The following is a 24,292-nucleotide window of genomic DNA, read 5'->3' on the forward strand; positions in this document are numbered from 1 at the left end:
CATCCAGGCATAAACAGGCCGCAAGAAGATACATTCTAAGCCAGTCTGTGCCAAAATAGCAGGTTTGAATGGGCGTGCGCTTTGCCGCCGACAAGACTGAGATCAGCGGAGCCGTTGTCCATGCAGGATCGTAATTTTGACGATATTGCTGAAAAATTTGCGCGTAATATTTACGGCACCACGAAAGGAAAAATCCGCCAAGCGGTGGTTTGGCAGGATCTGACCGGGCTGCTGGCCCAGTTGCCGCAGCGGCCGCTGCGCATCCTCGATGCCGGGGGCGGTGAAGGCCATATGGCTTGCCAACTGGCAGAATTAGGACATCAGGTGTTGTTGTGCGATCTTTCTGGTGAGATGATCCAGCGCGCCGCGCAGCTGGCGGAGCAGAAAGGTGTGAGCCAGAACATGCAATTCGTACAAAGTTCTGCGCAGGATATCGCTCAACATTTGGAACAGCCGGTTGATCTGATATTGTTTCATGCAGTGCTTGAATGGATCGCTGAACCCGTGGCGGCGCTGCAGGCGTTGTGCGATTGTCTGACGCCGGGCGGCGCGCTGTCGCTGATGTTCTTCAACGCCAACGGTCTCTTGATGCGTAACGTGGTGTTGGGTAACTTCCAATTGGTGGATCCCGAGGTCAGACGGCGCCGCAAGCGTTCGCTGTCGCCGCAATATCCGCACGATCCGCTATTGGTCTACGGCTGGCTGGAACAGCTGGGCATGCGCATCAGCGGCAAAACCGGCGTGCGGGTGTTCCACGACTATCTGCAGAGCAGACAGCTGCAAACCCAAAAATTTGAAGAGTTACTGGCGCTTGAACAGCACTATTGCCGGCAGGAGCCGTACGTGAGTTTGGGGCGCTATATTCACGTCATGGCGCATAAACCAAACCTGAAGGACGAACTATGAGTGAATTTTCCCAGACAGTACCCGAACTGGTCGCCTGGGCACGGAAAAATGATTTCTCTATTTCGCTCCCTACGGAGCGTCTCGCATTTCTGCTCGCTATCGCCACCCTGAATGGCGAACGGCTGGACGGCGAGATGAGCGAAGGTGAGCTGGTTGATGCATTTCGCCATGTCAGCAAGGGTTTTGAACAGACGCATGAAACGGTGGCGATGCGCGCCAACAATGCGATCAACGACATGGTGCGCCAGCGCCTGTTGAACCGCTTTACCAGCGAACTGGCGGACGGTAACGCGATTTACCGCCTGACGCCGCTGGGTATCGGCATTACCGATTACTATATTCGCCAACGCGAATTCTCCACGCTGCGTCTGTCGATGCAGCTGTCGATCGTGGCGCAGGAACTGAAGCGCGCCGCCGATGCCGCCGACGAGGGCGGCGACGATTTCCATTGGCACCGCAACGTGTTCGCGCCGTTGAAATATTCGGTGGCGGAAATCTTCGACAGCATCGACATGACGCAACGCGTGATGGACGAGCAGCAGCAGAGCGTGAAAAATGACATCGCGGCGCTGCTGAGCAAAGACTGGCGGGCGGCGATCTCCAGCTGCGAAATGCTGCTGTCGGAAACCTCAGGCACCCTGCGCGAACTGCAGGATACGCTGGATGCGGCGGGCGACAAGCTGCAGGCCAATCTGCTGCGCATCCAGGACGCAACCCTCGGCAACGTGGAGCTCGGCTTCGTCGACAAGCTGGTGTTCGATCTGCAGAGCAAGCTGGATCGCATCATCAGCTGGGGCCAGCAGGCGATCGACCTGTGGATCGGCTACGATCGTCACGTACACAAATTTATCCGTACCGCTATCGATATGGATAAAAACCGCGTGTTCGCCCAACGCTTGCGCCAGTCGGTGCAAACCTATTTCGACCACCCGTGGGCGCTGACCCATGCCAATGCCGATCGTTTGCTGGACATGCGCGACGAAGAACTGGCGTTGCGCAGCGAGGAAGTGACCGGGGAACTGCCGCCGGATCTGGAGTTCGAAGAGTTCAGCGAGATTCGCGAACAGCTGGCGGCGATGATCGAAGAGGCGTTGAAGGTGTACCAGGAACAGCAGATGCCGCTCAACCTTGCAGCGGTGATGCGCGATTACCTGGCGCAATATCCACGTGCGCGTCATTTCGACGTGGCACGTTTAGTGGTCGACCAGGCAGTGCGCCTCGGTGTGGCTGAAGCAGATTTCTCAGGGTTGCCGGCGGAATGGCAGGCAATCAATGATTACGGAGCCAAGGTCCAGGCCCATGTCATCGACAAATATTGAACAAGTAATGCCAGTCAAGCTGGCCAAAGCGTTGTCCAACTCGCTGTTCCCGGCGCTGGACAGCCAACTGCGCGCGGGTCGTCACATCGGTATCGATGAGCTGGACAACCACGCCTTTTTAATGGATTTCCAGGATGAGCTGGAAGAGTTTTACAACCGTTACAGCGTCGAGCTGATTCGGGCGCCGGAAGGTTTCTTCTATTTGCGCCCGCGCTCCACCACGCTGATCCCGCGTTCGGTGCTGTCCGAGCTGGATATGATGGTCGGCAAGATCTTGTGTTACCTGTATCTCAGCCCCGAGCGCCTGGCGCACGAAGGCATTTTCAGCCATCAGGAGCTGTACGATGAACTGCTGAGCCTGGCGGATGAGAACAAGCTGCTCAAGTTCGTCAACCAGCGCTCTACCGGTTCGGATCTCGATCGGCAGAAGCTGCACGAGAAGGTGCGCACCTCGCTCAACCGCCTGCGCCGCCTCGGCATGGTCTATTTCATGGGCAATGACAGCAGCAAGTTCCGCATTACCGAGGCGGTGTTCCGCTTCGGCGCCGACGTGCGCAGCGGCGACGATCCGCGTGAAGCGCAGCTGCGCATGATTCGCGACGGCGAGGCGATGCCGGTTGAAACCAGCCTGTCGCTTAACGATGAGAATGACGCTGAGGATCAGCAGGTTGATAACGCTCCTGACGGTGCAGAGGATGAACAGGAATGATTGAACGCGGTAAATTTCGCTCGCTGACGCTGGTTAACTGGAACGGCTTCTTTGCCCGCACCTTTGATCTCGATGAGCTGGTGACCACGCTGTCCGGCGGGAACGGGGCGGGGAAATCCACCACCATGGCGGCCTTCGTCACCGCACTGATCCCCGATCTGACGCTGCTGCACTTCCGTAACACCACCGAAGCGGGCGCCACCAGCGGTTCGCGCGACAAGGGCCTGCACGGCAAGCTGCGCGCCGGCGTATGTTACTCCACCCTCGACGTCGTCAACTCGCGCCACCAGCGCGTGGTGGTTGGCGTGCGTCTGCAGCAGGTGGCGGGACGCGATCGCAAGGTCGATATCAAACCTTTCACCATCCAGGGTCTGCCGACCGCGGTACAGCCGACTGAATTGCTGACCCAGACCGTGGGTGAGCGCCAGGCGCGCGTGCTGTCGCTGCAAGAGTTGAAAGAGCGCGTGGAAGAGATGGAAGGCGTGCAGTTCAAGCAGTTCAACTCGATCACCGATTACCACTCGCTGATGTTCGATCTGGGCGTGATCCCGAAACGCCTGCGTTCGTCCGCCGATCGCAGCAAATTCTATCGTCTGATTGAAGCGTCGCTGTACGGCGGCATCTCCAGCGCCATCACCCGCTCGCTGCGCGACTACCTGTTGCCGGAAAACAGCGGCGTGCGCAAGGCGTTCCAGGACATGGAAGCGGCGCTGCGCGAAAACCGCATGACGCTGGAAGCGATCCGCGTTACCCAGTCGGATCGCGACCTGTTCAAGCATTTGATCTCCGAGGCCACCTCCTATGTGGCGGCGGACTATATGCGCCATGCCAACGAACGCCGCATCCACCTGGACGGCGCGCTGGCGCTGCGCAGCGATCTGTTGGGCAGCCGCAAGCAGCTGGCCGCCGAACAGTATCGCCATGTGGAAATGGCGCGTGAGCTGAGCGAGCAGAGCGGCGCCGAATCCGATCTGGAAACCGATTACCAGGCCGCCAGCGACCACCTGAACCTGGTGCAGACGGCGATGCGTCAGCAGGAGAAGATCGAACGCTATGAAGCCGATCTGGAAGAGCTGACCTACCGCCTGGAAGAGCAGAACGAAGTGGTGGCCGAGGCGAGCGAGCAGCAGGCCGAGAACGAAGCGCGCGCCGAAGCGGCCGAGCTGGAAGTGGACGAGCTGAAGAGCCAGCTGGCCGACTACCAGCAGGCGCTTGACGTGCAGCAGACCCGCGCCATTCAGTACCAACAGGCGCTGCAGGCGTTGGAGCGCGCGCGCGCGCTGTGCCAACTGCCGGACCTGACCGCCGACAACGCCGAACAGTGGCTGGACACCTTCCAGGCTCGTGAGCAGGAGGCGACCGAAGCGCTGCTGATGCTGGAGCAGAAGCTGAGCGTGGCCGACGCCGCGCACGGCCAGTTCGAGCAGGCCTATCAGCTGGTGGGTAAAATCGCCGGCCAGGTCAGCCGCAGCGAAGCCTGGCAGTGTGCGCGCGAATTGCTGCGCGACTGGCCTTCGCAGCAACACCTCGCCGAGCGCGTTCAGCCGCTGCGACTGCGCCTGAGCGAACTGGAACAGCGCCTGCGCTCGCAGCAGGACGCCGAGCGGCTGCTGCAAGAATTTTGCAAACGCCATGGTCAGGAGTACCAGCCGGACGATCTCGACATGCTGCAGCAGGAGCTGGAAGAGCGCCTGGAAGCGCTGTCGCAGAACGTCAGCGAAGCCGGTGAACGCCGCATGGAGATGCGCCAGGAGCTGGAGCAGATCCAGCAGCGCATCCGTGAACTGACGGCGCGTGCGCCGGTGTGGCTGGCGGCGCAGGACGCCCTGAGCCAGCTCAGCGATCAGAGCGGAGAGCCGCTGGAAAACAGCCAGCAGGTGACCGAATACATGCAGCAGCTGCTGGAGCGCGAGCGTGAAACCACCGTCGAGCGCGACGAGGTGGCGGCCCGCAAGCGCGAAGTGGAAGCGCAGATCGAACGTCTCAGCCAGCCGGGCGGCGCGGAAGATCAACGTCTGGTCACCTTGGCCGAACGTTTCGGCGGCGTGTTGCTGTCGGAAATTTACGATGATGTCACCATCGACGACGCGCCTTACTTCTCGGCGCTGTACGGCCCTTCGCGCCACGCCATCGTGGTGCCGGATCTGTCGCTGGTGCGCGAGATGCTGGAAGGGCTGGAAGATTGCCCGGAAGATCTTTACCTGATCGAAGGGGATCCGCAGTCGTTCGATGACAGCGTATTCGCCGTCGAAGAGCAGGACAAAGCGGTGGTGGTGAAGATCGCCGATCGCCAGTGGCGTTATTCCCGCTACCCGGAAGTGCCGTTGTTCGGCCGCGCGGCGCGCGAAAACCGTCTGGAAGTGCTGCATGCCGAGCGTGAAACGCTGGCGGAGCGCTATGCCACGCTGTCGTTCGACGTGCAGAAAACCCAGCGTTCGCATCAGGCCTTCAGCCGCTTTATCGGCACCCATCTGGCGGTGGCGTTCGACGCTGACCCGGAAGCGGAGATCCGCAATCTGAACGCCCGTCGCGGCGAGATCGAACGTGCGCTGAACAATCACGAAGCGCAGAATCAGCAGCAGCGCCAGCAGTACGATCAGGCCAAAGAGGGCATTTCCGCGCTCAACCGCCTGATGCCGCTGGTGTCGTTGCTGAACGATGAAACGCTGCAGGATCGCGTCGACGAGATCCGTGAAGAGCTGGAAGAAGCGCAGGACGCCGCGCGCCACATTCAACAGCACGGGGTGTCGCTGACCAAACTGGAGCCGCTGCTGTCGGTGCTGCAGAGCGATCCGCAGCAGCATGAACAGCTGCAGCAGGACTACGCGCAGGCGCAAAGCGTGCAGCGTCAGGCCAAACAGCAGGCGTTCGCGTTGACAGAGGTGGTGCAGCGTCGCGCGCACTTCAGCTATACCGACTCCGCCGGTATGCAGAATGCCAACAACGATCTCAACGACAAGCTGCGCCAGCGTCTGGAACAGGCGGAAGCCGAACGCGCCCGCGCCCGTGAGCAGCTGCGTCAATATCAAACCCAGTTCACCCAATACAGCCAGGTGCTGGCCTCGCTGAAAAGCTCGTATGACGCCAAGCGCGACATGCTGAAAGAGCTGAGCCAGGAGCTGGTGGATATCGGCGTGCAGGCCGACGCCAACGCGGAAGCGCGCGCGCGTCAGCGCCGCGACGAGCTGCATGCGGCGCTGAGTAACAACCGCGCTCGCCGCAATCAGTTGGAGAAACAGCTGACCTTCTGCGAAGCCGAAATGGATGGCCTGCAGAAGAAACTGCGCAAGCTGGAACGCGACTACCATCAGCTGCGCGAGCAGGTGGTGACCGCCAAGGCGGGCTGGTGCGCAGTGATGCGTCTGGTGAAAGACAACGGCGTGGAACGCCGCCTGCATCGCCGCGAGCTGGCGTATATGGATGGCGACGAGCTGCGCTCGATGTCGGATAAGGCGCTCGGCGCGCTGCGTCTGGCGGTGGCGGACAACGAACACCTGCGCGACGTGCTGCGTCTGTCGGAAGATCCGAAGCGGCCGGAGCGTAAGATTCAGTTCTATATTGCGGTGTACCAACACCTGCGCGAACGTATCCGCCAGGACATCATCCGTACCGACGATCCGGTCGAGGCCATCGAGCAGATGGAGATTGAGCTGGGCCGTCTGACCGAAGAACTGACCGCGCGCGAGCAGAAGCTGGCGATCAGTTCGAAAAGCGTGGCCAACATCATTCGCAAAACCATTCAGCGCGAGCAGAACCGCATTCGCATGCTGAACCAGGGGTTGCAGGCCGTTGCTTTCGGCCAGGTGAAGAGCGTCCGTCTGAACGTTAACGTGCGCGAAGCGCACGCCACCCTGCTGGACGTGCTCTCCGAGCAACAGGAACAGCATCAGGATCTGTTCAACAGCAACCGCCTGACCTTCTCCGAAGCGTTGGCCAAGCTGTATCAGCGTCTGAATCCGCAGATCGATATGGGGCAGCGCACGCCGCAGACCATCGGTGAGGAGTTGCTGGACTACCGCAACTACCTGGAGATGGAAGTGGAAGTGTACCGTGGCTCCGACGGCTGGCTGCGTGCGGAAAGCGGCGCCTTGTCTACCGGTGAAGCCATCGGTACCGGGATGTCAATTCTGGTGATGGTGGTGCAGAGCTGGGAAGAAGAATCCCGCCGCCTGCGCGGTAAAGACATCTCGCCATGTCGCTTGCTGTTCCTCGATGAAGCGGCGCGTCTGGATGCCAAATCGATCGCCACGCTGTTCGAGTTGTGTGACCGTCTGGAGATGCAGCTGATTATCGCGGCGCCGGAAAACATCAGTCCTGAGAAGGGCACCACCTATAAACTGGTGCGTAAGGTGTTCCAGAACCACGAGCATGTGCACGTGGTGGGGCTGCGCGGTTTCGCCAGCGAGCCGCCGGCGCTGGGCACTGCGCCGGTCGAAACGCCGTAACGCAGAAAAACGCCCTAAAAATCTGAAAATAGCCGCCGCAGGGTGGCTATTTTTTTGTGCGCGTGGATGATAGTCCTGCTTTTTTATCCGTTGAAAAGCGGTTAGTTTAATCAGATAAACAGTAATTCGACGTCCGCAGGGCGAAACGGCCTTTCTGTTTGTATACTGAAGCTATATGCAGTTTTTTGACGTTTTTTTTGTGAGCATACAGGGGGCAAGGGATGTTGCTTAAAAAGGGAAACTCTCTACGACGTTTGGCGCTGAGTGGCGCTATCGCCTGTAGTCTTGTGTCGTCGTTTTCCGCATTGGCCACCGTAACGGCGTTACCGGTGGCATCAGCAGGCATGTCCGTTGCGCAGAGCCGTTCTGAACTGCTGGCCGCGTTGCCGCGCGGCATGGATCTGCACTACCTTTCCACGCTGGCGCCGCTGTATGCGGCGAATCATATGCAGCCGATGTGGCAGGATCGCGAGGCCGTTCAGCAGTTTCAACAGCAACTGGCCGAGCTGGCGATGTCCGGCGTGCAGCCGCAGTTCACCCAATGGGTGAAGATGTTGACCAATCCGGCGCTCAATGACGTAGGTCGCGATGTGGTGCTGTCCGATGCGATGTTGGGCTATTTGCAGTTCGTATCCGCTATCGGCGCCAACGGCACCAGTTGGCTGTACAGCAATATTCCCTACAAGCTTGGCTTGCCGCCCACTGCGGTGATCAACCAATGGCAGCTGGCGGTGCGTCAGGCGCGCACGCTGAGCTACGTGAATTCGCTCGCGCCGCAGCACCCGCAATACGCCAAGATGCATCAGGCGCTGCGCGATATGCTGGCGGATAACCGCCCCTGGCCGCAGGTGGGCAGCGGCCCGAGCCTGCGCCCAGGACAAATGAGCAACGATATTCCTGCGCTGCGTGAGATCCTGACGCGCACCGGCATGCTGGCCGCTTCGGCGCCGGAGGCCGAGCCGGAGCCGGCGGTCGTCTCGGCGAAGAGCAATGAGCCTGATGACGGCGGGCTGACGGTAGACGAAGAGAAGGGGCGTGTGACGGTCAGTCCGTCGGCGGCGCCGGTGACGGAGTTGACCGCTGAACAGACGCCGCCGCAGGTCGGCAGCGTGGTGAGCGACAACCTCTATACCAACGAGCTGGTGGAGGGCGTCAAGCGTTTCCAGAAATGGCAGGGGCTGACGGCGGACGGCGTGATCGGCGTGCGCACTCGCGAGTGGCTCAACGTGTCTCCGAAAACCCGCGCCGCGCTGCTGGCGTTGAATATCCAACGTCTGCGAATTTTACCGGGGCATGTCGGCACCGGCATTATGGTGAATATTCCCAACTACTCGCTGACCTACTACCAGAACGGCAACGAAGTGCTGTCCTCCCGCGTTATCGTCGGGCGGCCGAGCCGCAAGACACCGCTGATGAGCAGCGCGTTGAACAACGTGGTGGTCAACCCGCCTTGGAACGTACCGACTACGCTGGTGCGTGAGGATATCGTGCCGAAGGCGATGCGCGACGGTAACTATTTCCAGAAACACGGCTATACCGTGCTGTCGGGTTGGAGCAACGATGCGGAGGTGATCAACCCGGCGATGATCGACTGGAGCATGGTCTCTGCGCGCAACTTCCCGTATCGCGTGCGCCAGGCGCCGGGCGCCACTAACTCGCTGGGGCGTTTCAAGTTCAATATGCCGAGTTCGGACGCGATCTACCTGCACGATACCCCGAACCACAGCCTGTTCCAGAAAGACATTCGCGCGCTTAGCTCCGGCTGCGTGCGGGTGAACAAGGCTTCCGATTTGGCGAATATGCTGCTGCAGGATGCCGGCTGGAACAATAGCCGCGTTTCCTCCACGCTGAAAGAAGGGAATACCACTTATGTGAATATTCGCCAGCGTATTCCCGTAAAACTGTATTATCTGACCGCCTGGGTTTCGGATGACGGCCAACCGCAATTCCGTACAGATATTTACAATTATGATAATACGGTGAGATCGGGCGCACAAATTTTGGCTCAGGCCAAAAAATTAATGCAGTAAATGCAGTAATTATAAATAAATAACGGTCAGAATGTTTGGCTATACCGCAGGCCCTCTTACCTGGGGGCCTGTAAACCTAGGCGTATCGCGGGTTGACTCAGCATACGCAGGCGGTTATGGTTCGGACAGTGCGCTGCTTTGTGCATTTATTTTGACATTCTTGCCGGGTTTAACAGAGTCATGGACAAAATTGATCATCATCGCCGTAAATGGCTGGCGCTAGGCGGCGCAGCTATGGGCATAGCGCTGCTTCCAGGGCAGGCGTTTGCCAGTCTTTCCACCGCTCGACCGCGTATTTTAGTGTTGAATAACCTGAATACCGGTGAATCTATTAAAGCCGAGTTCTTTGACGGCAAAGGCTACAATAAAGAAGAGTTGGTTCGGCTAAATCATCTGTTCCGCGATTATCGCGCCAACAAGGTTAAATCGATCGATCCCAGTTTGTTTGATCACCTCTATCGCCTGCAGGGGCTGCTGGGTACCAGCAAGCCGGTGCAGCTGATCTCCGGTTACCGTTCCGTAGATACCAACAACGAATTGCGCGCGCACAGCCGTGGTGTGGCCAAGCACAGCTACCATACCAAGGGCCAGGCGATGGATTTCCATATTGAAGGTATCCAATTGAGTAATATCCGTAAAGCGGCGTTAAAAATGCGCGCTGGTGGTGTAGGATATTATCCACGTAGCAACTTCGTGCACATCGATACCGGCCCGGTTCGGAGCTGGTAATCGCGGTGCCCTCAGTGAATAACGCCGCTCCTTGCGGAGGCGGCGTTATTGTCGTTGGAGCCTTATGAAATACCATCTTATTCCCGTTACCGCTTTTAGCCAGAATTGCAGCCTGATCTGGTGTGAAAACACGCAGCAGGCGGCGTTGGTCGATCCCGGCGGCGAAGCGGAAAAAATCAAAGCGGAAGTGGCGAAGCAGGGTGTGACAATCACGCAGATTTTGCTGACGCACGGCCATTTGGATCACGTCGGCGCGGCGGCGGAGCTGGCGGAACATTATCAGGTGCCGATTTACGGCCCGGATAAAGAGGACGCTTTTTGGCTGGATGGTTTGCCGGCGCAGAGCCGGATGTTCGGGCTGGAAGAGTGTGCGCCGCTGACCCCGACCCGTTGGTTGTCGGAAGGCGATGAGATGCAGGTGGGCGAGATGAAGCTCAAGGTGTTGCATTGTCCTGGGCACACACCGGGCCACATCGTCTTTATCAATGAGCAGGCGCGTTTGGCGCTGGTGGGTGACGTGCTGTTTAACGGCGGCGTGGGACGCAGCGACTTCCCGCGCGGTGACCATCAGGCGCTGATCGCCTCTATTCGCACCAAGCTGTTGCCGTTAGGCGACGACATGCGCTTTATTCCCGGCCACGGTCCAATGTCGACCTTCGGTCACGAGCGCCAGACCAACCCGTTCCTGCGCGAAGAGCCGGCGGTGTGGTAACGATCATTTCCCGGCAGAAATAATTAAGGGGCGCATAGCGCGCCCCTTCAAACTGGTGGCTTTCGCCGACGCGCTTAGAGCACGGCGACGATGGCTTCACACAGCGGCGCCATATTGTCCGGCGTCATGCCCGCCACGTTCACCCGGCCCGAGTTCACAGCGTAAACGCCAAACTCTTCACGCAGACGCAGCACCTGCTCTTTGGTCAGGCCGCTGAACGAGAACATGCCGTTCTGCTGGATGATGAAGCTGAAGTCCTGCTGCGCGCCTTTCTCCTGCAGGGTGTTCACAAACAGCTGACGCATGCGGTGAATGCGTTGGCGCATATCGGTCAGCTCTTGTTCCCACATCGCGCGCAGCGCATCGTTGCCCAGAATGGTGGCGACAACGGCGGCGCCGTGTGACGGCGGGTTGGAGTAGTTGGCGCGAATGGCCGCTTTCACCTGGCTGAAGGCGCGATCGGCGGTTTCGGCATCGGCGGCTACAATAGTGCAAGCGCCGACGCGCTCATTGTACAGACCGAAGTTTTTCGAATAGGAACTGGCGACGATCAGTTCTTTATGTTTGGCGGCGAAAATACGCAGGCCCTGCGCATCTTCTTCCAGGCCGTTGGCGAAGCCCTGATAAGCGAAGTCGAACAGCGGCAACCACCCGTTGGCGACGGAAAGTTCAGCCAGCTGCGCCCACTGTTCCGGCGTTGGATCGATACCGGTCGGGTTATGGCAGCAACCGTGGAACAGCACGACATCGCCGGCCTGCGCCTGTTTCAGGCTGTTCAGCAGGCCGTCAAAATCCAACGCGTGGTTGGCGGCGTCATAGTAGGCGTATTCCAGCACTTCCAGGCCCACGGCGCTAAAGACGTTCTTGTGGTTCGGCCAGCTTGGGTTGCTGATCCAGATGCGTTTGGCGCTGGTCTGGTTGGCGATAAAGTCTGCCGCCACGCGCAGGCCGCCGGTGCCGCCAGGCGTCTGTGCGGTGCGCGCGCGGCGATCGGCGACGATCGGGCTCTCTTTACCGAACAGCAGCTCTTGCGTGCAGCTGGCGAACGCCGGGATGCCCTCAATGCCGAGATAGTTTTTGGTGGTCTCATTTTCCAACAGATACTGTTCAGCTTTCTTTACGCTGGTCAGCACCGGGGTTTTACCGGTTTCGTCTTTATAAACGCCAATGCCTAAATTGATTTTATTCGGGCGGGCGTCGGCGCGGAAAATGTCGGTCAGGCCCAGGATCGGGTCGGCGGGTGCGGCGGTGATTTTTTCAAACATGTCAGGTGCTTCCAAATCTCGGAGTTAAGCAGACAGAAGCATCAGGGTAGCGCCAGTTATCGGCTTTGCCAACCGTTTGCGATAAAAACACCGCGATCTTATGAACGTGAAGGATTCGACAGAAAAAATGATGGGGAAGGGGGAATCGGCAGGATAAAAAGTTACCGGCTGATACAAACAAAAACAGGGCCGAAGCCCTGTTTTTTAACTTAGCCGACGGTGAACCGCCGATAAGCGAGACAACTTAGAACTGGTATACCAGACCAACGCCTACGATATCGTCAGTTGCGATGCCGTTAGCTTTGGTGAAGTCGTTGTCATCCAGCAGGTTGATTTTGTAATCAACGTAGGTGGACATGTTTTTGTTGAAGTAGTAGGTGGTACCAACAGAAACATATTTAACCAGGTCAGCGTCGCCGCCGTTGAAGCGAGCGCCGTGCGCGGTGCGGCCAGCCAGATCCTTGCCTTTAGACTGCAGGTAAGACACTTCTGGGCGCAGACCGAAGTCGAACTGGTACTGAGCGGTCACTTCGAAGTTCTGAGTTTTGTTAGCGATAGTCAAGTCAGACTCGCCGTATGGGGTCATGTTGCGAGTTTCTGCATACATCGCCGCCAGGTAGACGTTGTTGGCGTCGTATTTCGCGCCCACGGTCCATGCGTCAGCTTTGTCGCCTTTAGCGGTAGCGTTAAGCTTCTGATCGTCGGTACGGTTGGAGGACGCATAGGCAGCGCCGAAGCTTACGCCTTCGCCGATGTCATAAGTAGAGGAGAGGCCCCAGCCGTCGCCGTTCTGTTTTTTCAGAGCACGGCTGTCGTTCTGGTTTTTACCCTGGTACTGAACGGCGAAGTTCAGACCGTCAACCAGACCGAAGAAGTTGTTGTTACGATAGGTCGCAACGCCGTTGGTACGGCCGGTCATGAAGTTGTCGGAGTAGGTGTAAGTATCGCCACCGAACTCTGGCAGCATATCGGTCCAGCCTTCCACGTCGTACAGTACGCCGTAGTTACGGCCGTAGTCGAAGGAGCCGTAGTCAGCGAATTTCAGACCGGCGAAGCCCAGACGGGTTTTGGTGCCTTCGGTGCCCTGAGATTCGGCGTGGTTGGACTGAACGTTGTATTCCCACTGGCCGTAACCGGTCAGTTGGTCAGTAATCTGGGTTTCACCTTTGAAGCCGAAACGAACATAGGTCTGATCGCCGTCATTACCTTTGTCTTTGGAGAAGTAGTGCAGACCGTCAACTTTGCCGTACAGATCCAGCTTGTTGCCGTCTTTGTTGTAGATTTCAGCTGCGTTTGCTGCACCAGCAGCCAACAGAGCCGGGATTACCACTGCAAGAATGTTGCGCTTCATCATTATTACCCTCATTGGTGTTATTCGGACACCTTTGCCACTGCCGCCAATAATTCTTTGGGAACTATTGTTGATAGATTGGTGTCGTCCTGTGTCTGAACGCAGTGTTCCATTCACAGGCGGGTTAATCTAGGACGAAAATGATACCAATGTCCCAATCAGGTTGCAAAAGGAAAGTATGTGTAACCAAATGTAATTTTTCGGGAACTTTGTGACGTGCGTCAATATTAAAAAATGCGAAAGGCCAGCGATGCTGGCCTTTGTTTTGTAACGAAATCGTTTAAAAAACGTGTGATCGTATAAATTAGAAGCTTGCGTTACGCGGCGTGCGCGGGAATGGAATCACATCGCGCACGTTTTGCACGCCGGTGACATAGGCGATTAAACGTTCAAAGCCCAGGCCGAAACCGGAATGCGGCACGGTGCCGTAGCGGCGCAGATCGCGATACCACCAGTAGTCTTCTTTATTCAGCCCCATCTCTTCCAGACGCTGATCGAGCACGTCGAGGCGTTCTTCACGCTGCGAGCCGCCGATGATTTCGCCGATGCCCGGCGCCAGCACGTCCATGGCCGCGACGGTCTTGCCGTCTTCGTTCATGCGCATGTAGAACGCTTTGATGTCTTTCGGGTAGTTTTTCACCACCACCGGCGCCTGGAAGTGTTTCTCCGCCAGGTAACGTTCATGCTCGGAAGAGAGATCGATGCCCCAGGAAACCGGGTTTTCGAAGGTTTGGCCCGAGGCCAGCAGGATCTCAATGGCGTCGGTGTAATCCACCTGGGCGAAATCGGAAGACACGAAGCGCTCCAGACGAGCGATAGCGTCTTTATCCACGCGCTCGGCGAAGAATTTCAGATCGTCGGCACGTTCATCCAGCACCGCCTGGAACACATACTTCAGCATGCTTTCGGCGAGGCCGGCGACGTCGTCCAGCGTAGCGAAGGCCACTTCCGGTTCGATCATCCAGAACTCCGCCAGGTGGCGGCTGGTGTTGGAGTTTTCGGCGCGGAAGGTTGGGCCGAAGGTGTAAACCTTCGACAGCGCGCAAGCGTAGGTTTCGCCGTTCAGCTGGCCGGAAACGGTGAGGAAGGCTTCCTTACCGAAGAAGTCTTCGCTGAAATCGACGGTGCCTTTGTCGGTGCGCGGCAGGTTTTCCAGATCCAGCGTGGACACGCGGAACATCTCGCCGGCGCCTTCGGTATCGGAGGCGGTGATCAGCGGAGTAGAGACCCAGAAATACCCATTTTCATGGAAGAAGCGGTGGATCGCCTGCGCCAGAGTATGACGTACGCGCGCCACGGCGCCGATCAGGTTGGTGCGCGGGCGCAGGTGAGCCACTTCGCGCAGGTATTCGATGCTGTGGCGCTTGGCCGCCATCGGGTAAGTGTCCGGATCGTCGACCCAGCCGACCACTTTGATTGCGGTAGCCTGCAGTTCGAAGCTCTGGCCTTCGCCCGGTGAAGCGACGACTTTGCCGGTGACTTCAACCGAACAACCGGTAGTCAGATGCAGCACTTCATCCTGATAATTCGGCAGAGAATTATTAACGACGGCCTGTAACGGATCAAAGCAGGAACCGTCATAGACGGCCAGGAAGGAGATACCAGCTTTTGAATCTCTCCGGGTACGTACCCAGCCGCGTACGGTGACTTCACTGTCAACCGCAGCACGACCTTGCAGTACGTCGACTACAGGCACTACGCTCATAGATTTCTCTCTTTAATAATTTGGTTTAGAAATAGCTTACAACCCAAGAATATGGGGGTAATGGCTATGTTACTTGCCGCGGTGCAGAGCACAAGCAGAAATCATCGGATTGTCGCAACATTTATCGCGGCTGACTGAAAAGAGGGCGTTCGGGATAAAAACAAAAAAGCCGGCGCGTAAACCGGGCCGGCTTTCTTTCTCTCTATATAGAGAAGGTTCAGCTGGCTTTCTTCACCAGCGGCAGATCGAAGGCCTTGCGCAAGGCCCGCACGAATGCCTGGTCCTGGCAGATGGTCTTGCCGGGGCTGTCGGAGAGCTTAGCCACCGGTTTGCCTTTGCATTCGACCAGCTTGATCACGATATTCAACGGTTTAACGCCCGGAATATCACAGGTCAGGCGCGTGCCGATACCGAAGCTGAGATTGATGCGCTGATAGAAGTGGCGATAGAGCGCCAGCGCTTTTTCCAGATCCAGGTTGTCCGAGAACACCAGCGTTTTGCTCATCGGATCGATGCCCAGTTTCTGATAGTGGGCAATGGCTTTCTCGCCCCACTCGACGGGATCGCCCGAATCGTGGCGCAGCCCCTGATAACGCTCGGCGAACTGCGGGCCGAAGTCGCGCAGGAAAGCATCCATGGTAATGCAGTCGGTGAGCGCGATGCCAAGCTGATCCGGGTATTCATCCAGCCAGGCCTGCAATGCGGCGCGCTGGCTGTTGGCCAGCACCGGGCTTATCTGCTGATGCGCCTGGAACCATTCATGCGCCTGCGTGCCGACCGGCGCCAGGCCGAGCTGATGCGCCAGATCGTAATTGCTGGTGCCCGACAGGTACGGGAATTCGGCCTGCAAGGTGCTGACGATGGCCTGTTGTACGCCCTGGGAGAAACGGCGACGGGTGCCGAAGTCCATCAGCTTGAAGCGTGAAAGATCCAAATCGCCCGCCAGTGTCTTGAACTGCGCCAACTTGGTTTGCAGGTGGGCTACCGCCTGTTCCGGCGTCGCCAGCGGAGAACGCCGGCGGTGCACCACTTCGCTGATCACCGCCAGCAGCGGCACTTCCCACATGATCACTTCACGCCACGGCCCGGCGATGCGGATTTGCAGCTTGCCGTCGCGGTTGTCGATGGTCACCTGCTGCGGATCGTATCGGAACGTGCGCAGCCAGCTCAGGTAATCTTGACGGAAGAAGGGCAGACCCGAAAGGTAAGCGAATTCGGCGTCGGTCAGCGCCAACTGGCTCATCAGGGCGACCTGCGCGCGGATCTCGTCGGCATATTCGCCCAGCAGTTCGTCGCCGCGGCAGCGGAATTCCGCCGCCACGCTGATCGCGGGATAGCGATGGAACACTGCTTGCTGCATATGAAGCTTGTAAGCATCGGTATCAAGCAGTGATGTCAAAATCGGGGAAGCGTATTGAGTCATAGCGCGTTACAGCATCCTCGTCAGGCGCGTGTCCAAATCCGGATAATCATAAAAGTGGGGGTGGAGTATACCCGGATTATCCTGTTATTGAAGCTGCATCACACCATAAATCACCGAAGCGGGTCGAGGATTAAACGTGCCTTTATGGCGGGCTGGCGACGGCGGCGGGGGAAAAAAGCCAGATATGCCTGTAAGGTGAATGACTTAGCCTAATTAGTCATAAAAATTATAATGTTAATTATTTTAAACAACAAATCAGATAAACCCGGCCTGGGTGTGCACGCTGACCCGATCCTTGCCGTTCTTTTTGCAAAAATAAAGCGCTTCGTCCGCCTGTTTGATCGCCGCCTGCAGCGCAGTGAACGCGTTGACCGGCGCAATGCCGCAGCTGGTGGTGAAACGCACTTGCCGCCCGTCGGCCAGATTCAGCGTCAGGCGATGGGTGCGGGCGCGCAATTGCTCCATGATGTCCCGCGCGTTGTCCAACGAACAGTTGCCCAGCAGCACCGCGAACTCTTCACCACCGTAGCGGCAGAAGATGTCGCTGGCGCGAAACGCGCGTTGCAACAGATGGCCGAATTCCACCAGCGCCCGGTCACCGACATCGTGGCCGTAGCTGTCGTTGAGCTGTTTGAAGTTGTCGATATCGATCAGGCAAAAGGCCTGCGGGTAGCTACCGTCGCCCAATAGCTGGCATTCGAGGAAGAATTTACGGCGGTTATAAATGTTGGTGAGCGGATCGAGGAAGGAAGAGGCCTCAAGCTCTTTAATCAGCAGCTGTTTCTCGCTTTCCAGCGAGACCTTGTCCAACTGATATTGTCTGAGCTGTTGAATGGCGTCGCTGATGGCGATCAGTTCCCGGCTGTAGAAGGCGTCGTTGCGATCGATATTCATCTCGCCGCGCGACAGCCGCACGATATTGTTGTGGGTTTTGGTCAACCAGCGGTTGATGTTGGTGCAGAACACCAGCGCCGGCAAAATGAACAGCAGCACCCCCAGACCGGCGAGCGCGATCATGCCGTAAATGGTGGTCTGGCTGTCATAAATCTTGTGACGCGAAGCGACGGTTTCCAGCTCGAAACTGCGTTGATACAGCGTCTGAGAAAGCCCGCTCAACTCGTCGACATAGCGCGAGATCAGCGCGGCGGGATAGGGCTTTTGGGTATTGATGGCGGTGTATAGCCCATCGGTAATCTGCTTGAGGCGTTCGGTAGACACCTGGCTGAGCAACTGATTGACGATGCTGGTGGTTTGCACGTCGTCGTAGTTGAGCTTCATGAAGATCAACCGGGTGCTCAGCGCGTTCAGGACGCCGGTCAACTGAATGGACTTCAGATAGGCGTCTTTGCGATCGAGCGGGCTGACGTTGACGTCGATAATCTGATCGCTTAACTCCGTCAGTGACATATTCAGCCGGTTGTTGAGGCGAATGGCCTCGAGAAACATAAAGGAGTCGGTATCCACCATTCGGGTATCGTAGGTGTAGCGGTAATAGCTCTTGCTGGTTTGCGAGATGTAGTAGGCGCTGTTGATGTTGAACAGGTTGGCGTTGGCGTTGTTGACCTGCGAAAGCTGCAGGTTGTCGTTATCCAGCAACTGTTCCATCAGGCCGATCATCGACAGCGCGGCGATTTTTTGCCGCACACCCAGCTCCCTGGCGACCGTGTCATTCAGATGCTCGCGGATCCGGGCGATTTTCTCACGCGCCACCCGATCGGCGGCCAGACACTGCGCGCGAGTGATTTGCGGATCGATCAGGCTCAAGCGTTTGAGACGGTGAGCCTGCAGCGAAGCCTGAAAGGCCTCGGAGATTTCTTTGGCGCGATCGATCTTATACAGGTTGAGCTGGTTATCGCGGTACTCGGTATGGGCTTCGAGCAGTTCCTCGACGATGAACAGCGAGAAGGAGGTCATCAGGCACAGGGTGAAAAAATAGATAGCGTATTTGATTTTCATAGTGCGAGTCATCCCTGAGCCTGATTCGGCAATTATACCATCATGCCGCCTGTGCCGCCTCAACAATGCCGGAGCGCCGCGAAGGCGGTTTTTTAGCATTAAATGCTGATTTTTATTTAGCCATTGGTCACCCGCGCTGCCATCTGGTGGGTGAACTATGATTTGCCTCTGATTTCTTTATCGCGCTTGCCCGGCGGATCTGGGCTTTTCAGCCAGCTGTGATACAGTTTATTCACAATCAGGTTCGCCGAGCGCCGCAGGGGAAATCCCCAGCGACGGCGCGGAGGAGAAGAGCGGCCTGGCACCTATAACTCACTGAGACGTTTAAGGGTTTTTATGACACAACAGCCACAGGCAAAATATCGCCACGATTATCGCGCGCCCGATTACACCACGACCGACATCGATTTGGACTTCAGTCTGGACGCGGAAACCACGCGCGTGACCGCCGTCAGTAAAATCAAACGTCAAGGCGCGGCCGGCGCACCGCTGGTGCTGGATGGCGAGGATCTGACGCTGGTGAGCATTCAGGTCGACGGTCAACCGTGGAGCGCCTATCGTCAGCAGGATAACCAGCTGATCGTCGAAGCGTTGCCAGCACAATTCACTCTGACCATCGTCAACGATATTCACCCGGCGAAAAACACCGCGCTGGAAGGGCTGTATCTGTCCGGCGATGCGCTGTGCACGCAATGCGAAGCCGAAGGCTTCCATCATATTACCTATTACCAGGATCGCCCGGACGTGCTGGCGCGCTTTACCACCCGCATCGTGGCCGACAAGGCGCGCTATCCGTTCCTGCTGTCGAACGGCAACCGTATTGGCCAGGGTGAATTGGCCGATGGTCGCCACTGGGTGCAATGGCAGGATCCGTTCCCGAAACCTTGCTACCTGTTCGCATTGGTGGCGGGGGACTTCGACGTGCTGCGCGACAGTTTCACCACCCGTTCCGGCCGTAAGGTCGCGCTGGAGCTGTTTGTCGATCGCGGTAACCTGGATCGCGCCGACTGGGCGATGACCTCGTTGAAAAACTCGATGAAGTGGGACGAGACCCGCTTCGGTCTGGAATACGATCTCGACATTTATATGATCGTGGCGGTCGATTTCTTCAATATGGGCGCGATGGAGAACAAAGGGTTAAATATCTTTAACTCCAAATACGTGTTGGCGAAGGCGGAAACCGCCACCGACAAAGATTACCTGAACATCGAAGCGGTGATTGGCCACGAATACTTCCACAACTGGACCGGCAACCGCGTCACCTGCCGCGACTGGTTCCAGCTCAGCCTGAAAGAGGGGCTGACGGTGTTCCGCGATCAAGAGTTCAGTTCCGATCTGGGCTCGCGTTCGGTCAACCGTATCGATAACGTGCGCGTGATGCGCGGCGCGCAGTTCGCCGAAGACGCCAGCCCGATGGCGCATGCCATTCGTCCGGATAAAGTCATCGAGATGAACAACTTTTACACCCTGACGGTGTATGAGAAAGGTTCTGAAGTGATCCGCATGATGCACACCCTGCTGGGGGAAGAGAACTTCCAGAAAGGGATGCAGCTCTATTTCGAACGCCACGACGGCAGCGCCGCCACCTGCGATGACTTCGTACAGGCGATGGAGGACGCGTCCAACGTGGATCTGTCGCGCTTCCGCCGTTGGTATAGTCAGTCCGGCACGCCGCTGTTGACGGTGCGCGACGAGTACGATGCGGAAACTCAGCAATATCGCCTGCATGTCAGCCAGAAAACCGCGCCGACCGCCGATCAGCCTGAGAAGTTGCCGCTGCATATCCCGCTGGATATCGAGCTGTACGACAGCGAAGGCAACGTCATCGCGCTGCAGAAGGGTGGCCTGCCGGTCAACAACGTGCTGAACGTCACCGAAGCGGAGCAGACCTTCGTGTTCGACGGCGTGGCGCACAAGCCGGTGCCGTCGCTGCTGCGTGAATTCTCTGCGCCGGTGAAACTGGATTATCCGTACAGCGATCAGCAACTGACCTTCCTGATGCAGCACGCGCGCAATGAGTTTGCGCGTTGGGATGCGGCGCAGAGCCTGCTCGCGACCTACATCAAACTGAACGTGGCGCGGCACCAGCAGAAGCAGCCGTTGTCGCTGCCGCTGCACGTGGCCGACGCGTTCCGTGCGGTGTTGCTGAACGAGACGCTGGATCCGGCGCTGGCGGCGCAGATCCTGACGCTGCCGTCGGAGAACGAAATCGCTGAACTGTTCGCCACCATCGATCCGGAAGCGATCGCCGCGGTGCACGAAGCGATCGTTCGCTGCCTGGCGCGGGAGTTGGCCGATGAGTGGCTGGCGGTGTATCACGCCAACAAGACCGACGGCTACCGCGTGGAGCACGCCGACATCGCCAAGCGCGCCTTGCGCAATGTGTGCCTGGGTTATCTGGCGTTCGGCGAAGATGCGGCGCTGGCGGACCAACTGGTGAGCGAACAGTATCGCCAGGCGGATAACATGACCGACTCGCTGGCGGCGCTGTCCGCTGCGGTTGCGGCCCAGTTGCCGTGTCGCGATGCGCTGTTGGCGGCGTTCGACGAGCGCTGGCATCAGGATGGCCTGGTGATGGACAAATGGTTCGTGCTGCAGGGGAGCAGCCCGTCGGCGGATGTGTTGAGCAAGGTGCGTGCGCTGCTGCAACACCGCTCGTTCAGCCTGAGCAACCCGAACCGCACCCGCTCGCTGATCGGCGGCTTCGCTTCCGGCAACCCGGCGGCGTTCCATGCGGCGGATGGCAGCGGTTATCAATTCCTGGTGGAGATCCTAAGCGATCTCAACCAACGCAACCCGCAGATCGCCGCGCGCCTGATCGAACCGCTGATTCGCCTGAAGCGTTACGACGCCGGTCGCCAGGCGCTGATGCGCAAAGCGTTGGAACAGCTGAAAGGGTTGGAAAACCTGTCCGGCGATCTGTACGAGAAGATCAGCAAGGCGCTCGACGCCTAATCTTTTCACCGTGAATACCCAAAGGGACGGCCTGCGCCGTCCCTTTTTCGTTCAATTCGCCGCCTGGCGTGGGCTGGCCGCGGTGACCGGCGGCGATAACACCCGCTCCAGCACTTCAGCTTCCAGTTCCGCCAGCCTGGCTGAACCCTTACGGCGTGGCCGCGGCAGATCGATGCTCAGATCCAGTCCGATGTGGCCCTCTTCAATCAGGATCACCCGATCCGCCAGCGCGATGGCTTCGCTGACGTCGTGCGTCACCAGCAGTACGGTAAAACCGTGCTGTTGCCACAGCGATTCTATCAGCCCTTGCATCTCGATGCGCGTCAGGGCATCCAGCGCCCCGAGCGGTTCGTCCAGCAGCAGCAGGCGGGGGCGGTGGATCAACGCGCGTGCCAGGGCGACCCGCTGCTTTTGTCCGCCGGACAGCGCCGCCGGCCAGTCGCGGGCGCGATCCGCCAAACCGACCGCGGCCAGCGCCTGCAGCGCCGCGTCGCGCCAGTGGCCGCGCAGCCCCAGACCCACGTTGTCGATCACCGTTTTCCACGGCAACAGGCGCGCATCCTGAAACATCAGCCGGGTATCCTCTTTGGCGGCGGCAAGCGGCGCATTGCCGCTGAGCAGCGCGCCGCTGCTGGCCTGTTCCAGGCCGGCCAACAGACGCAGCAGGGTGCTCTTGCCGCAGCCGCTGCGGCCGACCACCGCCACGAACTGCCCGGCAGAGATGCGTAGCTGAATGTTATCCAGCACGGTGCGGTTGCCGTAACGTTTGCCGATGGACTCCAGCGTCACCGGCGTGCCTTGCGCAAGGCGAGCGGGAAGGGTCATAGCGCTTCTCCCTGTTTCAGTTGATAGGCCGGATGCCAGCGCAGCCAGACGCGTTCCAGCAGTTGTGCGCCCACGTCCGCCAGCTTGCCGAGCAGGGCGTACAGCACGATCGCCACCACCACCACGTCGGTTTGCAGAAATTCACGCGCGTTCATCGCCAGATAACCGATGCCGGAGTTGGCCGAGATGGTTTCGGCGACGATCAGCGTCAACCACATGAACCCGAGGGCGAAACGCACGCCGACCATAATCGACGGCAACGCGCCCGGCAGCACCACCTGCGTGAACAGGCGAAAACCGCTCAGACCGTAGCTGCGCGCCATCTCCAGCAGGCCGCGATCGATGTTTTTGATGCCGTGATAGGTATTGAGATAAATCGGGAACAACGTGCCGAGCGCCACCAGAAAGATCTTGGCGGATTCATCGATGCCGAACCACAGGATCACCAGTGGGATTAGCGCCAGGTGCGGCACGTTGCGGATCATTTGCACCGAACTGTCCAACAGGCGTTCACCCCAGCGCGACAGCCCGGTAATAAAGCCGAGAATCAGTCCGATGCTGCCGCCGATGCCAAAGCCGATCAACGCGCGCTGGCTGCTGATGCTCAGGTGCTGCCACAGTTCGCCGCTTTGGCTCAGGCGCCAGAAGGCGGCCAGCACCGCACTCGGCGCCGGCAAAATGCGGTTGGACAGCCAGCCGGTTTCGACGGCGACTTGCCAGATGATCACCAGCGCCAGCGGCAGCGCCCAAGGGGCCAGCCGGTACAGGATGCGTTGCGCGTTCTTTGCCATCGGGGCGCTCCTCAGCTCTGCGACACTTTTTGCGGAACATAGATGTTGGCCACCACTTCGCCCTGCGGGCGCACCGGTTGAAGGCGCGCGGGCGTTTCCTCCTGCGCCAGATCGAGGTGCGGAAACAGCAGTTCGCCGACGCGGTAGGCCTCTTCCAGATGCGGATAGCCGGAGAGAATAAAGGTGTCGATGCCCAGATCGGCGTATTCCTGCATGCGCGCCGCGACCGTCGGGCCATCGCCCACCAGCGCGGTGCCGGCGCCGCCGCGCACCAGGCCGATGCCGGCCCACAGGTTCGGGCTGATCTCCAGATTATCCTTCTTGCCGCCGTGCAGCGCCGCCATGCGCCGTTGGCCGACGGAGTCGAAGCGGGCAAAGGCCTGCTGCGCGTTGGCGATGGTTTCCTCATCGAGGTGAGCGATCAGCCGATCGGCGGCGCGCCAGGCTTCTTCGGTGGTTTCCCGCACGATGACGTGCAGACGGATGCCGAAGCGTACCTGCCGGCCCTTCGCCGCCGCTTTGGCGCGCACCTCTTCGATCTTCTCTTTGACCTGCGCCGGTGGCTCTCCCCAGGTGAGGTACATTTCTACCTGCTCGGCGGCCAGATCCTGCGCGGCGGCGGAGGATCCGCCGAAATAGAGCGGCGGGCGCGGTTGCTGCACCGGCGGGAACAGCAGTTTGGCGCCTTTCACCTGAATATGCTTGCCGTGGAAATCGACGGTTTCACCTTCCAGCACCCGGCGCCAGATATGAGTGAACTCGGTCGAGGCCTCGTAACGCTCTTCATGACTGAGATGCAACCCCTCCGCCGCCAGCTCTTCCGGATCGCCGCCGGTGACCAGATTGAACAGGGCGCGGCCGTTGGACAGGCGATCCAGCGTCGCCGCCTGACGCGCCGCCAGCGTAGGGGAGATGATACCCGGCCGCAGCGCGACCAAAAATTTCAGCCGCTGGGTGACCGGGATCAGCGAGGCGGCCACCAGCCAGGAGTCTTCGCAAGAGCGACCGGTGGGGATCAGCACGCCGCCGAATCCCAGCCGGTCCGCCGCTTGGGCGATTTGTTGCAAGTAACCGTGATCGACGCTGCGAGCGCCCTGTGCGCTGCCAAGATAGTGGCCGTCGCCGTGGGTGGGTAAAAACCAGAAAACGTTCAGGCTCATCGTCAATGCTC

General features: G+C 58.7%; 16 protein-coding genes. 8 read left to right on the forward strand and 8 right to left on the reverse strand.

All coding sequences use genetic code 11. The annotated features are described in order from the left end of the window. Positions 1-120 precede the first annotated feature (120 nt). The 7 genes from cmoM (at position 121) to ACMGG9_RS07295 (ending at position 10,850) form a co-directional block, all read left to right on the forward strand. Positions 121-906, forward strand: a complete 786-nt coding sequence (gene cmoM / locus ACMGG9_RS07265; protein ID WP_033642570.1) for a tRNA uridine 5-oxyacetic acid(34) methyltransferase CmoM — start codon at positions 121-123, stop codon at positions 904-906. After that, on the forward strand, positions 903-2,225 hold the full coding sequence (gene mukF / locus ACMGG9_RS07270) for a chromosome partition protein MukF (RefSeq protein WP_004928228.1): 1,323 nt from the start codon (positions 903-905) through the stop codon (positions 2,223-2,225). Before cmoM ends, mukF begins: the two co-directional genes overlap by 4 nt. Continuing rightward, complete coding sequence (mukE, locus tag ACMGG9_RS07275; protein ID WP_004928226.1) at positions 2,206-2,934, forward strand: chromosome partition protein MukE; 729 nt, start codon at positions 2,206-2,208, stop codon at positions 2,932-2,934. The genes mukF and mukE overlap by 20 nt, the downstream gene beginning before the upstream one ends. After that, positions 2,931-7,379, forward strand: coding sequence for a chromosome partition protein MukB (gene mukB / locus ACMGG9_RS07280; protein ID WP_033642571.1), 4,449 nt, complete (start codon positions 2,931-2,933; stop codon positions 7,377-7,379). The genes mukE and mukB overlap by 4 nt, the downstream gene beginning before the upstream one ends. Before the next feature lie 221 nt (positions 7,380-7,600). Beyond that, on the forward strand, positions 7,601-9,409 hold the full coding sequence (ldtD, locus tag ACMGG9_RS07285; protein ID WP_071991639.1) for a L,D-transpeptidase: 1,809 nt from the start codon (positions 7,601-7,603) through the stop codon (positions 9,407-9,409). A gap of 180 nt (positions 9,410-9,589) precedes the next feature. Next, positions 9,590-10,138, forward strand: a complete 549-nt coding sequence (locus ACMGG9_RS07290; RefSeq protein ID WP_004928217.1) for a YcbK family protein — start codon at positions 9,590-9,592, stop codon at positions 10,136-10,138. 64 nt (positions 10,139-10,202) lie between these two features. Continuing rightward, complete coding sequence (locus ACMGG9_RS07295) at positions 10,203-10,850, forward strand: MBL fold metallo-hydrolase (protein WP_033642573.1); 648 nt, start codon at positions 10,203-10,205, stop codon at positions 10,848-10,850. A 74-nt stretch (positions 10,851-10,924) separates the two neighbouring features. On the opposite strand, the gene ACMGG9_RS07300 is transcribed toward ACMGG9_RS07295, so the two are convergent. The 5 genes from ACMGG9_RS07300 to ACMGG9_RS07320 all read right to left on the reverse strand — a co-directional run bounded on the left by ACMGG9_RS07300 (position 10,925) and on the right by ACMGG9_RS07320 (position 18,550). Further along, positions 10,925-12,115, reverse strand: coding sequence for an amino acid aminotransferase (locus ACMGG9_RS07300; RefSeq protein ID WP_033642574.1), 1,191 nt, complete (start codon positions 12,113-12,115; stop codon positions 10,925-10,927). A 244-nt stretch (positions 12,116-12,359) separates the two neighbouring features. After that, positions 12,360-13,469 carry a porin OmpC gene (ompC, locus tag ACMGG9_RS07305; RefSeq protein WP_269474401.1) on the reverse strand — a complete coding sequence of 370 codons (1,110 nt, stop codon included), beginning with the start codon at positions 13,467-13,469 and terminating at the stop codon, positions 12,360-12,362. Between the two features lie 301 nt (positions 13,470-13,770). After that, positions 13,771-15,171: an asparagine--tRNA ligase gene (asnS, locus tag ACMGG9_RS07310; protein WP_033642576.1), complete on the reverse strand. Its 1,401-nt coding sequence runs from the start codon at positions 15,169-15,171 to the stop codon at positions 13,771-13,773. 217 nt (positions 15,172-15,388) lie between these two features. After that, positions 15,389-16,594: a nicotinate phosphoribosyltransferase gene (gene pncB, locus ACMGG9_RS07315; protein WP_033642577.1), complete on the reverse strand. Its 1,206-nt coding sequence runs from the start codon at positions 16,592-16,594 to the stop codon at positions 15,389-15,391. A gap of 255 nt (positions 16,595-16,849) precedes the next feature. After that, positions 16,850-18,550, reverse strand: a complete 1,701-nt coding sequence (locus ACMGG9_RS07320) for a GGDEF domain-containing protein (RefSeq protein ID WP_033650680.1) — start codon at positions 18,548-18,550, stop codon at positions 16,850-16,852. 336 nt (positions 18,551-18,886) lie between these two features. On the opposite strand from ACMGG9_RS07320, the gene pepN reads away from it, so the two are divergent. Continuing rightward, on the forward strand, positions 18,887-21,505 hold the full coding sequence (pepN, locus tag ACMGG9_RS07325; protein ID WP_033642579.1) for an aminopeptidase N: 2,619 nt from the start codon (positions 18,887-18,889) through the stop codon (positions 21,503-21,505). Between the two features lie 51 nt (positions 21,506-21,556). Here pepN and ssuB read toward each other — a convergent pair whose 3' ends face one another. From ssuB to ssuD, 3 genes are read right to left on the reverse strand one after another with little or no spacing between them, the layout of a single operon-like run. Next, positions 21,557-22,330, reverse strand: a complete 774-nt coding sequence (gene ssuB, locus ACMGG9_RS07330; RefSeq protein WP_042784124.1) for an aliphatic sulfonates ABC transporter ATP-binding protein — start codon at positions 22,328-22,330, stop codon at positions 21,557-21,559. Beyond that, a complete protein-coding gene (ssuC, locus tag ACMGG9_RS07335; protein WP_033650683.1) occupies positions 22,327-23,121 on the reverse strand; it encodes an aliphatic sulfonate ABC transporter permease SsuC in 795 nt (264 codons plus the stop codon). Before ssuC ends, ssuB begins: the two co-directional genes overlap by 4 nt. Before the next feature lie 11 nt (positions 23,122-23,132). Then, positions 23,133-24,281 (reverse strand): FMNH2-dependent alkanesulfonate monooxygenase, encoded by a 1,149-nt coding sequence (gene ssuD, locus ACMGG9_RS07340; RefSeq protein ID WP_016928301.1) that lies wholly within the window; start codon positions 24,279-24,281, stop codon positions 23,133-23,135. Positions 24,282-24,292: the final 11 nt, after the last annotated feature.

The organism is Serratia sp. BNK-10 (assembly GCF_047456065.1).
Taxonomy (GTDB): domain Bacteria; phylum Pseudomonadota; class Gammaproteobacteria; order Enterobacterales; family Enterobacteriaceae; genus Serratia; species Serratia ureilytica.

What these genes read in the sequence shown, in the direction of transcription:
- mukB (WP_033642571.1), top strand. Translation starts at nt 2,931, where the DNA reads ATGATTGAACGCGGTAAATTTCGCTCGCTGACGCTGGTTAACTGGAAC.
- ACMGG9_RS07300 (WP_033642574.1), bottom strand. Translation starts at nt 12,115, where the DNA reads ATGTTTGAAAAAATCACCGCCGCACCCGCCGACCCGATCCTGGGCCTG.
- ssuC (WP_033650683.1), bottom strand. Translation starts at nt 23,121, where the DNA reads ATGGCAAAGAACGCGCAACGCATCCTGTACCGGCTGGCCCCTTGGGCG.
- pncB (WP_033642577.1), bottom strand. Translation starts at nt 16,594, where the DNA reads ATGACTCAATACGCTTCCCCGATTTTGACATCACTGCTTGATACCGAT.
- ldtD (WP_071991639.1), top strand. Translation starts at nt 7,601, where the DNA reads ATGTTGCTTAAAAAGGGAAACTCTCTACGACGTTTGGCGCTGAGTGGC.
- cmoM (WP_033642570.1), top strand. Translation starts at nt 121, where the DNA reads ATGCAGGATCGTAATTTTGACGATATTGCTGAAAAATTTGCGCGTAAT.
- mukE (WP_004928226.1), top strand. Translation starts at nt 2,206, where the DNA reads ATGTCATCGACAAATATTGAACAAGTAATGCCAGTCAAGCTGGCCAAA.
- ssuB (WP_042784124.1), bottom strand. Translation starts at nt 22,330, where the DNA reads ATGACCCTTCCCGCTCGCCTTGCGCAAGGCACGCCGGTGACGCTGGAG.
- mukF (WP_004928228.1), top strand. Translation starts at nt 903, where the DNA reads ATGAGTGAATTTTCCCAGACAGTACCCGAACTGGTCGCCTGGGCACGG.
- pepN (WP_033642579.1), top strand. Translation starts at nt 18,887, where the DNA reads ATGACACAACAGCCACAGGCAAAATATCGCCACGATTATCGCGCGCCC.
- ompC (WP_269474401.1), bottom strand. Translation starts at nt 13,469, where the DNA reads ATGATGAAGCGCAACATTCTTGCAGTGGTAATCCCGGCTCTGTTGGCT.
- ssuD (WP_016928301.1), bottom strand. Translation starts at nt 24,281, where the DNA reads ATGAGCCTGAACGTTTTCTGGTTTTTACCCACCCACGGCGACGGCCAC.
- ACMGG9_RS07320 (WP_033650680.1), bottom strand. Translation starts at nt 18,550, where the DNA reads ATGAAAATCAAATACGCTATCTATTTTTTCACCCTGTGCCTGATGACC.
- ACMGG9_RS07295 (WP_033642573.1), top strand. Translation starts at nt 10,203, where the DNA reads ATGAAATACCATCTTATTCCCGTTACCGCTTTTAGCCAGAATTGCAGC.
- ACMGG9_RS07290 (WP_004928217.1), top strand. Translation starts at nt 9,590, where the DNA reads ATGGACAAAATTGATCATCATCGCCGTAAATGGCTGGCGCTAGGCGGC.
- asnS (WP_033642576.1), bottom strand. Translation starts at nt 15,171, where the DNA reads ATGAGCGTAGTGCCTGTAGTCGACGTACTGCAAGGTCGTGCTGCGGTT.